The organism is Psychroflexus aestuariivivens (genome assembly GCF_004010055.1).
GTDB classification, from domain to species: Bacteria; Bacteroidota; Bacteroidia; order Flavobacteriales; family Flavobacteriaceae; genus Psychroflexus; species Psychroflexus aestuariivivens.
The window spans coordinates 62,742-77,392 of the sequence record NZ_RQVT01000061.1 but is presented as its reverse complement, the minus strand read 5'-3'; the positions used below and the strand labels follow the sequence as shown (position 1 = coordinate 77,392).

Below are 14,651 nucleotides of genomic sequence, written 5' to 3'. Positions count from 1 at the left end.
AAAAAAGTGGGCAACATGCCCACTTTTTAATTATTGGTCTAAAAAACTTTACGGTAATAGTACAGTATCGATAACATGAATCACTCCATTAGATTGATTAACGTCTGCAATAGTTACTGTTGCTACATTTCCTTTTGAATCCTTAATTTTCACGTTTTTACCATCTAACATAGCTGTAAGAGTTCCGCCGCTAACTGTTTTCAATTCAGCTTTTCCTCCACCTTTTTTAATAGCCGCAACAACATCTTTAGCATTGATTTTACCAGAAATTACATGATAAGTCAAAACTGTTTGTAATTGCTTTTTGTTTTCTGGTTTTAGTAGTGTTTCAACAGTCCCATCTGGTAAATTTTCGAAAGCAGCATTGGTCGGTGCAAATACTGTGAAAGGTCCTTCACTTGATAGAGTTTCTACTAATTCAGCTGCTTTTACAGCGGCTACCAAAGTCGTATGATCTTTGGAGTTGACAGCATTTTCAACAATGTTTTTAGTTGGATACATTTCTGCGCCTCCAACCATTTTAGTTTGAGCGTAAGTAAATGTTGTTACCAAAATGCTCATTACTAATACAAGTTTCATTTTTAAATTTTTCATGACAATTTTTTTTATGTTTATTAAATTTACGTAACAAATTGACTTTTGGTTTATTAATTATTATGATTTAACTAGATATTGTATAAGGTTGATTCAATTTTCTCTTTAAAAATATTGAGCTATAACGTTTTAGCAAATATTATACTGCTTTTAGCTAGTCTAAAATTGATTTATGTAAAATTTAATTTTGTAAATTGCATTAAATAAAAAAACAATAAAATGAGTGCAATTTTAGACATACACGCAAGACAAATATTTGATTCAAGAGGTAATCCTGCTTTAGAAGTAGATGTGGTTACAGAGATGGGAACTTTAGGAAGGTTTGCAGTACCTTCTGGTGCTTCTACAGGAGTTCATGAAGCTGTAGAACTTCGAGATGGTGGCGATGATTACATGGGTAAGGGAGTTTCAAAAGCTGTTCAAAATGTTAATACAACTATTGCCGATAAACTGTTAGGGATTTCTGTTTTCGAACAAACTGAAATAGACCAAATTATGATAGATTTGGATGGAACTCCAAACAAATCGAACCTTGGAGCCAATGCTATTTTGGGTGTCTCATTAGCAGCGGCAAAAGCAGCTGCAAACGAACTAAATCTGCCACTTTATAGATACATCGGTGGTGTTTCAACAAATAAACTTCCAGTACCAATGATGAATATCATCAATGGCGGTTCTCACAGCGATGCACCAATTGCTTTTCAAGAATTTATGATTATGCCTGTTTTGGCAGAAGATTTTTCACAGGCTTTAAAAATGGGAACTGAAATTTTTCACCATTTAAAGAAAGTTCTAAAAGACAGAGGTTTAAGTACAGCCGTTGGTGACGAAGGCGGTTTTGCTCCTAAATTAAAAGGAACAGAAGATGCTTTAGATTCAATTAAACTAGCTGTTGAAAATGCTGGTTACAAATTCGGGAAAGATATAATGGTTGCTTTAGATTGTGCTGCAGCCGAATTTTATGAAGACGGAAAATACAATTATAGAAAATTTGAAGGTGAAGACGCCGAAGTTATGACTTCAGAAGAACAAGCAACATATTTGGCGCAGCTTTCAGAAAAATATCCAATTATTTCTATTGAAGATGGAATGGATGAAGATGACTGGGATGGTTGGAAAGTACTCACAGAAAAAATTGGCGATAAAGTACAATTAGTTGGCGATGATTTATTTGTGACCAATGTTGAAAGATTAAGCAAAGGCATCAAAAATAGTATTGCAAATTCTATTTTGATTAAAGTAAATCAAATCGGCACACTTACAGAAACTATTGCAGCAGTAAACATGGCTCACAATGCTGGCTACACATCCGTAATGTCCCACAGATCTGGAGAAACTGAAGACAATACTATCGCAGATTTAGCTGTAGCCTTGTCTACTGGCCAAATCAAAACTGGGTCTGCATCACGTAGCGACAGGATGGCTAAATACAATCAATTAATTAGAATTGAAGAAGAGTTGGGAGACAATGCGTATTTTCCAAAATTAGATGCTTTCAAAATCAAGAAATAAGCTTTTCTAAAAATTCCTTTTATTTAAAATCCAAGACCACTTAAACGTCTAAGTTTAGTAGTCTTGGATTTTTTTATTGAAAAAGAAATAATTAGAAGAAGAATCTGAAATAATGATAAATAGTAAAACCACATTTTATTTCTCGTATCCCTATTGAATTAACTAAAAGTTAAGTGCAAATTGCTTAATATCTCCTTTCGTTAACGCCTAGTTAACACACTTTTTTGTAAATTTGATAAAATTTAATAATATTCAAAAATATAATATATGAACGCTAAAATAAGCTTTGAAGGTAACGAATATGAATTTCCGGTTGTCGAAGGATCAGAGAAAGAATTTGGAATAGATATCTCTAAACTTAGAGGAACAACTGGTGGCTTAATTACTTTAGACAGAGGTTTTAAAAATACTGGTTCTTGTGAAAGTGCAATCACATTTTTGAATGGTGAAGAGGGAATTTTAAGATATCGCGGTTATTCAATTGAAGAGTTAGCAGAAAAAGGAAGTTTCCTTGAAGTGGCTTACCTTTTAATTTTTGGAGAACTACCAACTAAAACCGAATTAGAAAAATTTCACAAAGACATCAAGGCTGAATCTCACGTTGATGAAGAAATGAAAAAAATCCTTGATGGATTTCCAAAGTCTGCACATCCGATGGGTGTTGTTTCTTCTCTCACCAGTGCTTTAATTGCTTTCAATCCTTCTTCTGTAAATGTTGAATCTGAAGAAGATATGTATAATGCAATTGTCAAACTTTTAGCAAAATTCCCAGTAATTTGCTCTTGGGCATTACGTAAGTCAAAAGGACATCCTTTAGATTACGGCGACAATTCACTTGGTTATGTAGAGAATGTCTTAAAAATGATGTTCAAAAAGCCAAATGAAGATTACAAAATTGACCCAGTGATAGCTTCGGCACTAAACAAATTACTAATTCTTCATGCAGATCACGAGCAAAACTGCTCTACTTCCACAGTAAGAATTGTTGGTTCTTCACACGCAGGATTATTTGCATCTATTTCCGCAGGAGTTTCTGCGCTTTGGGGTCCACTTCATGGTGGAGCAAATCAGGCTGTGATTGACATGTTGGAAGGCATCAAAGCAGATGGTGGTGATACCAAAAAATATATGGCTAAAGCTAAAGACAAAGAAGACCCATTTCGTTTGATGGGCTTTGGTCACAGAGTTTATAAAAATTTCGATCCACGTGCTAAAATTATAAAGAAATCGGCCGATGAAGTTCTTGGTAATCTTGGAGTAGAAGATCCAGTATTGGATATTGCAAAAGGATTAGAAAAAGAAGCTTTAGAAGATGATTACTTCGTGAAAAGAAAATTATACCCTAATGTAGATTTCTATTCTGGAATTATTTACAGAGCATTAGGAATCCCAACAAACATGTTTACAGTAATGTTTGCATTAGGAAGATTGCCTGGATGGATAGCGCAATGGAGAGAAATGAGATTGAAAAAAGAACCAATTGGTCGTCCTCGCCAAATTTATACAGGTGAAAACCTTAGAGAAATGAAGGATATTGATAACAGATAAAAAAGATATAATGAAAAAGATAATTGGATTACTTATGATTTCAGCTTTTATCCTCGTAGGATGCGGTGGTAATGACAAGAAATCTGAAGAAAAAGAAGACAGTATTAAATTGAAATCTTCTCAACCTGAAAAAGAAGTTAAAGAAAAGCAAGACGGCGTTTCGGAAGTTTACTTGACAGGAAATGACAAGATGAAGTATAATAAGACTGAAATTCGAGTCGAAGAAGGTGATAAAGTTGTCCTAACATTTGAACATGTTGGAACAATGTCTGTTGAAACTATGGGACATAATTTCGTCTTGTTGAAAAAAGGAACTGATGTTCAAGAATTTGGACAAAAAGCTGCTGAAGCTCAAGACAACAATTATATCCCTGAAGACACAGAAGCTATAATTGTGCATACCGAAATGCTGGGAGGTGGTGAGAAAACTGAAATCACCTTTCAAGCACCAGAAAAAGGTAAGTATGACTATGTTTGTAGTTTTCCAGGACATTTAGCTTTGATGAGAGGCGTTTTTGTAGTCGAATAACTAAATTTAGAACTTAAAAAAAACCTGATATTTGATTCAAAATATCAGGTTTTTTTATGCTTGTAAATCTATACTAAGTTATAGCCGAAATGCTTTCGGCTTTAACTTTTCTGTCTACTTTTCTCAACAAACCTTGTAAAACTTTACCTGGACCAACTTCAGTAAAATCATCAGCACCATCAGTCAACATTTGTTGCATGGTTTGTGTCCATTTTACAGGAGCAGTCAACTGTGCCATCAAGTTTTTCTTTATTTCATTAGGATCTGAAACTGCTGTTGTGCTCACATTTTGATAAATAGGGCATTTTGGTTGATGAAATGTAGTTTCATCAATTGCTTTTGCCAATTCTTCTCTCGCTGGCTCCATCAAAGGTGAGTGAAAAGCACCACCAACTGGCAATAACATCGCTCGTTTTGCTCCTTTCTCTTTAAGTACTTCACAAGCTTTTTCTACAGCTTCATTTGTGCCAGAAATCACCAATTGTCCTGGACAGTTGTAGTTCGCAGGAACCACGACACCATCAATTTCTTCACAAACATTTTCTACGATTTCATCCTCCAAACCAAGCACTGCCGCCATTGTAGAAGGATTGATTTCACAGGCTTTTTGCATAGCTAAAGCACGTTGATGAACTAGTTTTAAAGCATCTTCAAAATCCAAAGTACCATTGGCCACCAAAGCAGAAAATTCACCAAGTGAGTGCCCAGCTACCATATCTGGTTTGAAATCTTCGCCTAAAACTTTGCTTAAAATCACAGAATGAAGGAAAATAGCAGGTTGAGTAACTTTAGTTTCTTTTAAATCTTCCGCCGAGCCTTCAAACATGATTTTTGTAATATCGAATCCTAAAATTTCGTTCGCTTTGTGAAATAAGGCTTTTGCTTCTTCAGAATTATTGTATAAATCTGCGCCCATTCCTGAAAATTGAGCGCCTTGTCCTGGAAATACGTAGGCTTTCATATTTGTGTTTTCTAAATTTATATGCAAATATAATAAATTGAATATTTCAGCTTTTAAAGTCAGGAAATTTCACATTTCATATAAAAATGAAATATTTAACAACTGTCAATTTTATTTCTACAATTTTTTATCCTTATGTTTGCAATATGAATTTCAATACAAAAAATACTTGGTGGTGGTCAAAATTACGTCAGATATCGTGATTTAGATCCTGCTATGCAATAATTTCATAAAGGCTTGTCTATCACGACAAGCCTTTTTTTATTTTTAAAAATCAAATAAATACAAAAATGCCATATCAAATAAAAACAACCTTTAAGCAAGTAATAGCCGATACGTTTACGCCAGTTTCCGCTTATTTGAAAATTCGAGATAAATACCCGAATTCTTTGTTGTTGGAAAGTAGCGATTACCATACCAACGACAACAGTTTCTCTTACATCTGTTGCAATCCAATTGCGCATTTCAAAATTCAAAATGAAATTATTGAAAAAAAATATCCAGATGAAACTTATCAGAAAAAAGAAATCAATAAAAAAGTAAATGTCACCAAAGAGCTTCAAAATTTTTTATCTGATTTTGAAATTGAAACGAATGATTTTAAATTTTTAACCAACGGTTTATTTGGGTTTACGAGTTATGATGCAGTTCGGTATTTCGAAAACTTAGAAATTGATAAAAGCCAAGCAGAATTAGACTTGCCAGATATCCTATATATGGTGTTTCAAAACATCATTGTTATCGATCATTTCAAGAACGAAGCATATATTTTCGATCACAGTTTCAATACACAAAATCGAATTTCTGATATTTTTGAATTACTAAAAAATCAAAATTTCGCTGAATATAATTTCGAATTAGATGGTGAAGAATATTCTAATATAAGTGATGAAGATTTCAAAGCAAATGTAACTAAAGCGAAGATGCATTGTCAACGCGGCGATGTTTTTCAAATGGTGATGTCCAGCCGTTTTTCACAAAGATTCAAGGGCGATGAATTTAATGTTTATAGAAAGTTGAGGAGCATCAATCCAAGCCCATATCTATTTTACTTCGACTTTGGGAATTTTAAAATTTTCGGCAGTTCACCAGAAGCGCATTTGGTAGTTCAAAATGGCAAAGCCGAAATTCACCCAATAGCTGGAACCTTCAAAAGAACTGGCAATGATCAAGCAGATGCCGATTTAGCACTTCAGTTATCTGAAGATAAAAAAGAAAATGCCGAGCACGTCATGCTGGTCGATTTGGCTAGAAACGATTTGAGCAAACATGGAAAAGGTGTGACTGTTGAAACTTATAAAGAAATTCAATTTTTTTCGCATGTCATTCATTTGGTGAGCAAAGTGACAGCCAAAATAAATGAGAGCGAAAGTCTTAAACTTTTAGCCGATACTTTTCCTGCTGGTACTTTAAGCGGAGCACCAAAACACAGCGCCATGAAACTCATCGAAAAATATGAAAACACCAGCCGTGAGGCTTACGGCGGAGCAATTGGCGTGATCGATTTCAAAGGAAACAGCAATCAGGCCATTATTATTCGGAGTTTTGTAAGCAAAGATTTGCATTTGCATTACCAAGCTGGAGCAGGTGTTGTAAGCGATAGCCAAGAAAATAACGAGCTACAGGAAGTCAATAACAAGTTAGCAGCGCTTAGAAAAGCTTTGAAACTTTAAAAAATAAATTATGACAAAAATTATAGTGATAGATAATTACGATTCATTTGTTTACAATCTTGTGCATTATTTGGAAGAATTCAATGCTGAAGTTCAGGTGAGACGAAATGATAAAGTGACAATTGAAGAAATTTCAAACTTCGATAAAGTTCTTTTGTCCCCCGGACCTGGTATTCCAGAAGAAGCTGGATTGTTGAAAAAAATCATAGAAACTTATGCTGAAGAAAAACCAATTCTTGGTGTTTGTCTAGGACAACAAGCAATTATGGAAGTTTTTGGCGGGAAACTAATCAATTTGGCTCAGGTTCATCACGGTGTGGCTACAGAAATTGAAATCACGGATAATACTGATTTCATCTTTAAAAATCTGCCCCAAAAAATCATGGTTGGTCGTTACCATTCTTGGGTGGTCGATCCAGTTTTGCCAGATTCGCTATTGCCAACTTCTGTTGATGAAAATGGACAAATCATGTCTTTAAAACACAAAACTTTCAATGTGCGTGGAGTTCAATTCCATCCAGAATCTGTACTCACACCTGAAGGGAAACAGATGATTAAAAATTGGGTTGAAGCTTAAGTTGAATTTAATTTAAAACTAACGACAATGAAATATATTTTAGATCGGCTGACCAACCACGAACAGCTAAAATCCGAAGAAGCCAAGCAAATTTTAATTCAGATTTCAGAAGGTGAATTCAACCAGTTACAAGTGGCATCATTTCTTACGGTTTTCATGATGAGAAGTATCAGCGTGGAAGAATTGACCGGTTTTCGGGATGCGCTATTAGAACTTTGCAAACCTATCAATTTTCAAGGTGAAACTCTGATGGATTTATGTGGAACTGGTGGCGACGGACAAAATACGTTCAATATTTCTACCGCGGCATCTTTTGTTGTTGCCGCCATGGATGTGAAAGTTGCTAAACACGGTAATTATGGTGTTTCATCAGTAAGTGGAAGTTCTAATGTTTTGGAAGCAATGGGAGTGAAATTTTCCAATGACGAACATTTTCTAAAGACCTGTTTGGAAGAGACAAATTTGACTTTTTTGCATGCGCCATTATTTCATCCTGCCATGAAAAAAGTAGCGCCGATTCGCAAATCATTAGCGCTCAAAACTTTTTTCAATATGCTCGGTCCTATGGTAAATCCTGCCCAGCCAGAACTACAGTTAATTGGCGTCTATGATCTGGAATTACTGCGGAAATATCAATATTTGTATCAAAATTCCAATAAAACCTACTGCATTTTACATGATTTGAATGCTTATGACGAAATTTCTTTGACAGCCAAAACCAAATGTGTAACCAATAATCGTGAGATTTTTATTTCTGCAGAAGACTTTGGCGTCAACCCGATTTTTCCTGAAGAAATTTACGGAGGAAACAACCTGAAAGAAGCTTCAGATATATTTTATCAAATCCTAAAAGGAAACGGTACAAACGCCCAAAACAATGTAGTTTGTGCCAATGCGGCAGCAGCAATTTCAACAGCTGAACCTGTGTCTATCGATGAAGCATATCAGGAAGCTAAAATTATTTTGAAAGGTGGTAAAGCTTTTGAAATTTTAAATAAACTTCAAAAAATTAGTGCCAGATGAAAAGTATTTTAAAAAGAATATCCAATCATCAAAAAAAATTAGTTGAACTCAAAAAAAACTTAATGCCAATAGCTATTTTGGAATCTTTACCACAATTTCAATCTGAATCCAAAAACTTGGCATCCGCAGTTTTGAATTCAGAATTTGGATTGATTGCAGAATTCAAGAGACGCTCGCCAAGTCGACCGTCAATTCATCTGGATGCTGATATTACAGAAATTGCTGAAAATTATAAAATTATGAACGCCGCTGGAATGTCAGTCCTGACGAATCAGCGGTTTTTTGGAGGAAGTTTAGAAGATTTGCAACTTGCCAAATCAGTGTCAAATTTGCCAATTCTTCGAAAAGATTTTATCGTTGACCCTTATCAAATCTTCGAATCCAAAGCTTATGGTGCAGATGCTATTTTGCTCATCGGGGCAATGCTAAAAAAATCTGAAATCGAAGAGTTTTCAAAAATAGCAAAGGATTTGGGTTTAGAAGTTTTATATGAAATCCATGAGCTTGCTGAAATTCATAAAGTAGAAGTAGAAAAAATCGATCTAATCGGCGTGAATAATAGAAATCTAAAAACTTTTGAAGTCGATTTCAATCACAGTTTAGAACTGCTGAAGGAGCTACCTAAGCATTTACCAAAAATTTCAGAAAGCGGAATCGACAATCAAAAAACAATCAAAAATTTAATCGATAATGGTTTTGATGGAGTTCTTGTTGGCGAAATGCTGATGACGCAAAATTTACAACAAACTTAAAGCTTTAAAGGATGAAAATTAAAGTCTGTGGGATGAAACATCCTGAGAATATTGAAGAAATTTCACAACTTGGAATCGATTATTTGGGGTTTATATTTTATAAAAATTCTCCACGAAATATGGAGAAAGTTTTCAAATTACCAACGACAGCAAAAAAAGTAGGTGTATTTGTCAATGCAGAATGTGATTTCATCATAGAAAAATCAAAAATATTCGAGTTAGATGTGATTCAACTTCATGGTGAAGAAACGCCAGAATTTTGTCAGCAATTGTCTATTCAACTTTCGGAAAATTATCATTCAGACACAGAAATATGGAAAGCTTTTGCCGTTCAAAATTTGTCTGATTTAGAAGTTATAGACTTGTATAATTTCTATGTAAATAAGTTTTTACTGGATGCAAAAGGTTCAAAAAAAGGTGGTAATGGCATAAAATTCAATTGGGACATTTTGAAACATCACGAATTTCATAAACCCACTGTTCTCAGTGGCGGTATTTCTGAAGACGATGCAGAATCTATTACGGAATTATCGGCTTCAAATACTATTTCAGCTGTTGATGTAAATAGCAAATTTGAAATTGAACATGGATTAAAAGATGGAAAACGATTATCGAGTTTTATCCAAAAAATTAAAATGTTATGAAAAAATATAGTGTCGATGAATTTGGGTTTTACGGTGACTTTGGTGGCGCTTTTGTGCCAGAATTATTGTATTCAAATTTAGAAGAACTTAAAGAAAATTATAAACAAATAATTCAAACTGAAAAATTTCAAAGTCAGTTTCAGAAATTGCTTAAAGATTATGTGGGAAGACCAACACCATTATATTTTGCGGAAAATTTAAGCGAAAAATACCAAACTAAAATTTACTTGAAACGTGAAGATTTGTGTCACACTGGCGCACATAAAATCAACAATACAATTGGTCAAATTCTGCTTGCCAAAGCACTTAATAAAACTCGCATTATTGCTGAAACTGGCGCAGGTCAGCATGGTGTTGCTACGGCGACGGTTTGCGCATTGATGGGTTTGCAATGTATCGTTTATATGGGAGAAGTGGATATTGAACGTCAAGCGCCAAATGTCGCTAGAATGAAAATGCTCGGGGCAGAAGTCCGTCCAGCAAAATCTGGCAGCAGAACTTTGAAGGATGCTACGAATGAGGCTATTCGAGATTGGATCAATCATCCAAAGCACACACATTACATCATCGGTTCCGTAGTTGGTCCGCATCCTTATCCAGATTTGGTAACTACTTTGCAAAGTGTAATTTCTAAAGAAGTGAAAACACAACTGCGTTCTAAAGAAGGCAGAGAAACGCCTGATTATGTGATTGCTTGCGTTGGTGGAGGAAGCAATGCTGCTGGTTTATTTTCTGAATTTCTTGAAAATGAAAAAGTCAGCATCATTGGTGTGGAAGCTTCGGGTAAAGGCGTAAATTCTGAAGCGTCTGCAGCAACAACAATTTTAGGCAGAGAAGGCATTATTCATGGCAGTAAAACTTTGCTCATGCAAAATAAAGACGGTCAGATTACAGAGCCTTATTCTATTTCTGCAGGCTTGGATTACCCTGGAATTGGTCCTTTACACGCACATTTATATAAAACTGGTCGCGCAAAATTTATTTCAATCACTGACGATGAAGCTATGCAGGCTGGTTTAGAATTGAGCAAAATGGAAGGCATTATTCCAGCTATTGAAACTGCTCATGCATTTGCAATTTTTAAATATATGAATTTCAAAAAAGACGATATTTTGGTGTTTAATTGCTCGGGGCGGGGCGATAAAGATTTAGAAACTTACAGAACTTATTTTAATTATTAGGGAATTTTCAACTTATGGAAAATAGAATAGAGAAGGCATTATCAAAGAAGAAAAAATTGATTTCCATTTATTTTACAGCGGGTTTTCCAAAACTGGAAGATACAAAATCTATTATTCTAGCTTTGGAAAAATCTAGTGTGGATATGATAGAAATTGGTTTGCCTTACAGCGATCCGCTTGCCGATGGGCCAGTAATTCAGCAGAGTTCAACACAAGCATTGAAAAATGGAATGAGCACGCGTAAACTTTTTACTCAATTGAAAAATATCCGAGAAACAGTTGAGATTCCGTTGATAATTATGGGCTATTTCAATGCGATGTTGCAATTTGGTGTGGAGGAATTTTGCATTGAGGCTGAAGAAATTGGCATCGATGGTATTATTATGCCAGATTTACCAATAGATATTTTTCAGAAAAATTACCAAGCTATTTTTGAAAATCATAATCTGAAATTCATTCCGCTGATCACTCCAGAAACTTCCTCTGAGCGCATCCAAACAATCGATGAGTTGGATTCTGGATTCATTTATATGGTAAGCACTTCCAAAACTACCGGAAGTGAAACGGGTTTCAATCGTGATACGCTAGATTATTTTGAAAGAATTGGTAAGATGAAACTTCAGAATGATTTGATGGTAGGTTTTGGAATTAAAGACAATTCAACTTTTAATAAAGCTTCAAAGCACACCAAAGGTTGTATTATTGGTTCAGCGTTTATCAAACATTTGTCAGCCGAAGGAATCGACTCGATTGGAGATTTTATTCAAAAATTGAAATAAAAAAACTGCCCTTTAAAAGGGCAGTTTTGCTTAAAATATAATGTGGAGGATTTAGTCTTCAACCACTTGAACGCCTTCAGCTAAAAAGCTGTAAGTCACTTTAGGCTCTGTAATGGCAGCGATTTCTTCTTCGCTTTTTCCAGAATCTTCAGCGTAATGTTTTTGGTCTTCCACGGACATTTCTTCTTTAAAAGCTTTACCGTCCAATACGACTTCGTTGCCAGGAATATCTTTTGGTACAAAGAAACCGTAATCTTTAAATCGAACCATAGCTTGAATATCTTCATCCAAATCCATTTTCATCCAGCAACCTTTTTTGGCACAAACTTCTTCAACTTTAGACTGAAACTGAACGCTGATAGAATCACCAACTTTCAAGTCTTTGAATTTTGCCATCATATCTTCTGAATTCATAGGATCTTTAACTTCGAATTTTTTACCAAAAGATTTCTTATCTTTTACAGAAATTTCAGCCATTTCTTTATTTTCTTCTGAATTTTTTTCTTGTTCAGAATCAGAATTATTTTCTGTTGTTTCGCTTTTTGTATCTTCGTTTTTGTCCTCGTTATTGTTTTGATTACAAGCCAAAAAGAATATAAGAATTGGTAATAAAAGCAGCTTTTTCATGATAATTATTTAAAAATTAAGTTTAATATTGGGACAAAGTTAGGAATCTTTCTGAATTAAAAATGTATTAAATTTAATACATTTGCACAAAATTTTAGAGATGAAAACAAATGATATAAAATTAGATATTACAAAGATACAAGAATCTAGAATTCAAGATGTTGACTTTAGTAATCTTCAGTTTGGTAAGCAATACGCAGACCACATGATGTATTGCGATTATATAAATGGTGAATGGCAAACGCCTAAAATTGTGCCTTATGGTCCGATGGAATTTGCGCCTTCAGCTAAAGTTTTTCATTACGGACAGGCTGTTTTTGAAGGCATGAAAGCTTTTAAAGACGACCAAGACCAGGTTTGGTTATTCAGACCAGAACAAAATTTTGAAAGAATTAATAAGTCATCAAAACGACTGGCTATTCCAGAATTTCCAAAAGAATTTTTCTTTTCTAGTTTAGAGACCTTATTAAAACTCGATAAAGATTGGGTTAAAAAAGGTGGAGGAAATTCACTTTATATTCGGCCATTTGTCATTGCCACAGAAGAAGGAGTTTCGGCTTCTCCTTCCAACAAATACAGATTCATAATTATTACCTGTCCAGCGCAAGCTTATTATAATAAACCAATTAAAGTTTTGTTTTCGCAAGATTACAGCCGTGCAGCTAATGGTGGTGTTGGATTTGCCAAAGCAGCTGGTAATTATGGTGCGCAATTTTATCCAACAAATTTAGCTAAAGAGCGTGGCTTAGATCAAATTATTTGGACAGACGCAAACGACCATGAATATTTGGAAGAGGCAGGAACAATGAATATTTTCTTCAGAGTTGGTGACAAGCTTTTAACAGCTCCAACCAATGACAGGATTTTGGATGGTGTGACAAGAAAAAGTATTATTCAATTGGCGAAAGATCACGATATAGAAGTTGAGGTAGATCGTGTTTCTGTAAAGCAAATAGTTGAAGCTGCTGAAAAAGGAGAATTGAAAGAAATATTTGGAGCAGGAACAGCTGCTACCGTTGTAAGAGTCGAAGGTTTTGAGTGTGATGGCAAGTATCACGATTTACCAAATGTTGAAAATCCGTATTCAACATTTTTTAAGACTACACTTCAGGATATTCAGTATAAAAGAATTGAAGATAAACACGACTGGACTACCAAAGTTGTTTAAAACACCAAAAATATAATTCATCAAAAACCGATTTGAAACTTCAAGTCGGTTTTTTTTTGATGTTAAACACTTACTAAAGCTGAATTTCCCTCGATTTATCTATTTAAATTTAAAGAAAAAAATGAGGATTTTAATAACTGGCGCCACAGGATTGGTTGGTCAAAATATAGTTAAGCATTGCCATAAATCTGATATTGCTGTAAATTACCTGACAACAAGTAAAGATAAGATTGAAAAAAATCAAGATTATCAAGGTTTTTATTGGAATCCTGAAAAGGATGAAATAGACACAAATTGTCTAAAAAATGTATCCGCAATTATTAACCTTGCTGGCGCTAGTGTAGCTAAACCTTGGACAAAATCCTACAAAAAAGAAATTCTCAATAGTAGAATAGATAGTTTGAAAGTTTTAAAAAGAAGCCTTTCTGAAAACAATCATCATGTCGAGCACTTAATCTCCGCAAGTGCAGTGGGTTTGTATGAAGATTCGCTTACTAAACTTCACGAAGAAGACAATTATGAAAAAGGAGATAATTTTTTAGCAGAAGTTGTTGAAAAATGGGAAAATGCTGCTGATGAATTTGAAGATTTAGGCTTAGAAGTTTCTAAAATAAGAATTGGGGTAGTGCTATCTGAAAAAGATGGAGCACTTGAAAAAATGAAATCGCCAATAGAAAAATATATCGGTGCGCCATTGGGTTCTGGAAAACAATGGCAATCTTGGATTCATATTGACGATTTGTCTGAGTTGTTTTTGCATATTTTAGAATTGAGAATGGAAGGTGTTTTTAACGCAGTTGCGCCAAATCCGATCAATAATGAAGAATTGACAGAAGCGATAGCCAAAGAACTGAATAAACCGCTTATTCTGCCTAATGTGCCAAAATTTGTACTCAAATTGATGCTTGGAGAAATGGCAGTAATTGTGCTCGGGAGTCAATTGGTAAGTTCAAAAAAAATACAATCTTCTGGTTTCGATTTTAAATTTTCACAGATTCAACCAGCACTTAAAGATTTGCTTTAATCTTTTCAAAAACTGATTTTCTTCTTCATTTTTCATTAAATTTGGTTTCAATACTTAAT

General features: G+C 34.5%; 15 protein-coding genes. 12 read left to right on the top strand and 3 right to left on the bottom strand.

Going from position 1 to position 14,651, the window contains the following annotated elements:
* Positions 1 to 48: 48 nt before the first annotated feature.
* Complete coding sequence (locus tag EIG86_RS13170) at positions 49 to 594, bottom strand: fasciclin domain-containing protein (RefSeq protein WP_127846647.1); 546 nt, start codon at positions 592 to 594, stop codon at positions 49 to 51.
* A gap of 219 nt (positions 595 to 813) precedes the next feature.
* Between EIG86_RS13170 and eno the strand changes: the two genes are divergently transcribed.
* From eno to azu, 3 genes are all read left to right on the top strand, one after another.
* A complete protein-coding gene (gene eno, locus EIG86_RS13165) occupies positions 814 to 2,106 on the top strand; it encodes a phosphopyruvate hydratase (RefSeq protein WP_127846646.1) in 1,293 nt (430 codons plus the stop codon).
* Positions 2,107 to 2,373: 267 nt separating this feature from the next.
* The gene (locus EIG86_RS13160; protein WP_127846645.1) at positions 2,374 to 3,654 is read left to right on the top strand and encodes a citrate synthase; all 1,281 of its coding nucleotides are present in this window, start codon (positions 2,374 to 2,376) and stop codon (positions 3,652 to 3,654) included.
* A gap of 10 nt (positions 3,655 to 3,664) precedes the next feature.
* A complete protein-coding gene (gene azu, locus EIG86_RS13155; RefSeq protein ID WP_127846644.1) occupies positions 3,665 to 4,183 on the top strand; it encodes an azurin in 519 nt (172 codons plus the stop codon).
* 73 nt (positions 4,184 to 4,256) lie between these two features.
* On the opposite strand, the gene fabD is transcribed toward azu, so the two are convergent.
* Positions 4,257 to 5,144: an ACP S-malonyltransferase gene (gene fabD / locus EIG86_RS13150; protein WP_127846643.1), complete on the bottom strand. Its 888-nt coding sequence runs from the start codon at positions 5,142 to 5,144 to the stop codon at positions 4,257 to 4,259.
* Between the two features lie 290 nt (positions 5,145 to 5,434).
* Here fabD and EIG86_RS13145 point away from each other — a divergent pair, with 290 nt between their 5' ends.
* Genes EIG86_RS13145 through trpA form a run of 7 tightly spaced genes read left to right on the top strand, consistent with a single transcriptional unit; the run spans position 5,435 to position 11,773 of the window.
* Positions 5,435 to 6,817 (top strand): anthranilate synthase component I family protein, encoded by a 1,383-nt coding sequence (locus EIG86_RS13145; protein ID WP_127846642.1) that lies wholly within the window; start codon positions 5,435 to 5,437, stop codon positions 6,815 to 6,817.
* Positions 6,818 to 6,827: 10 nt separating this feature from the next.
* Positions 6,828 to 7,394, top strand: coding sequence for an anthranilate synthase component II (locus EIG86_RS13140; protein WP_127846641.1), 567 nt, complete (start codon positions 6,828 to 6,830; stop codon positions 7,392 to 7,394).
* Positions 7,395 to 7,421: 27 nt separating this feature from the next.
* Complete coding sequence (gene trpD, locus EIG86_RS13135) at positions 7,422 to 8,417, top strand: anthranilate phosphoribosyltransferase (RefSeq protein WP_127846640.1); 996 nt, start codon at positions 7,422 to 7,424, stop codon at positions 8,415 to 8,417.
* Positions 8,414 to 9,169 (top strand): indole-3-glycerol phosphate synthase TrpC, encoded by a 756-nt coding sequence (gene trpC, locus EIG86_RS13130; protein ID WP_127846639.1) that lies wholly within the window; start codon positions 8,414 to 8,416, stop codon positions 9,167 to 9,169. The genes trpD and trpC overlap by 4 nt, the downstream gene beginning before the upstream one ends.
* Before the next feature lie 11 nt (positions 9,170 to 9,180).
* Positions 9,181 to 9,813: a phosphoribosylanthranilate isomerase gene (locus EIG86_RS13125; protein ID WP_127846638.1), complete on the top strand. Its 633-nt coding sequence runs from the start codon at positions 9,181 to 9,183 to the stop codon at positions 9,811 to 9,813.
* A complete protein-coding gene (trpB, locus tag EIG86_RS13120; protein WP_127846637.1) occupies positions 9,810 to 10,994 on the top strand; it encodes a tryptophan synthase subunit beta in 1,185 nt (394 codons plus the stop codon). Before EIG86_RS13125 ends, trpB begins: the two co-directional genes overlap by 4 nt.
* A 14-nt stretch (positions 10,995 to 11,008) precedes the next feature.
* The gene (trpA, locus tag EIG86_RS13115) at positions 11,009 to 11,773 is read left to right on the top strand and encodes a tryptophan synthase subunit alpha (RefSeq protein ID WP_127846636.1); all 765 of its coding nucleotides are present in this window, start codon (positions 11,009 to 11,011) and stop codon (positions 11,771 to 11,773) included.
* Positions 11,774 to 11,824: 51 nt separating this feature from the next.
* On the opposite strand, the gene EIG86_RS13110 is transcribed toward trpA, so the two are convergent.
* Positions 11,825 to 12,400 carry a DUF4920 domain-containing protein gene (locus EIG86_RS13110; protein WP_127846635.1) on the bottom strand — a complete coding sequence of 192 codons (576 nt, stop codon included), beginning with the start codon at positions 12,398 to 12,400 and terminating at the stop codon, positions 11,825 to 11,827.
* 100 nt (positions 12,401 to 12,500) lie between these two features.
* On the opposite strand from EIG86_RS13110, the gene EIG86_RS13105 reads away from it, so the two are divergent.
* Together EIG86_RS13105 and EIG86_RS13100 are read left to right on the top strand one after the other, a co-directional pair.
* Positions 12,501 to 13,568 (top strand): branched-chain amino acid aminotransferase, encoded by a 1,068-nt coding sequence (locus EIG86_RS13105; protein ID WP_127846634.1) that lies wholly within the window; start codon positions 12,501 to 12,503, stop codon positions 13,566 to 13,568.
* A 121-nt stretch (positions 13,569 to 13,689) separates the two neighbouring features.
* Positions 13,690 to 14,592: a TIGR01777 family oxidoreductase gene (locus tag EIG86_RS13100; protein ID WP_127846633.1), complete on the top strand. Its 903-nt coding sequence runs from the start codon at positions 13,690 to 13,692 to the stop codon at positions 14,590 to 14,592.
* The last annotated feature ends 59 nt before the right edge of the window (positions 14,593 to 14,651 follow it).